Source organism: Cobetia sp. 5-11-6-3, assembly GCF_013374055.1.
GTDB lineage: Bacteria > Pseudomonadota > Gammaproteobacteria > Pseudomonadales > Halomonadaceae > Cobetia > Cobetia marina.
Genome location: NZ_BLWJ01000030.1, coordinates 1 through 290, shown reverse-complemented (window position 1 = coordinate 290; position 290 = coordinate 1). Strand labels below are relative to the sequence as shown.

1 protein-coding gene is annotated in these 290 nt (G+C 66.9%); it reads left to right on the top strand.

What is annotated here, in order from left to right; genetic code table 11:
* Window positions 1-290: hypothetical protein (locus tag HXS66_RS17275; protein WP_176504177.1), on the top strand; the 290-nt coding region annotated here is incomplete at both ends.

Sequence of the window (290 nt, the reverse complement as noted above, 5' to 3'; positions counted from 1 at the left end):
ATCCGTGTGGACGCGGACGACAGTGCCGCGGCCAGTCTGACAGAAGCGAATGCGCCGCTGTCGGCCACGGGCACGCTGTCCGTGTCGGACGTGGACCTCACCGATAGCGTCACGCCGAGTGTCACCGGCGTCGACGCTGACGGGGATATCGGCACGCTGTCCGAGACCGATCTGCTCGGCATGCTGGGCGTGGATGCCGCGGCCATCATCGAGGGCGCCGGCACTGACGGCAATCTCACCTGGACCTTCGACAGCAGCACGGTCGGGGAAGATTTCGACTACCTGGCGGC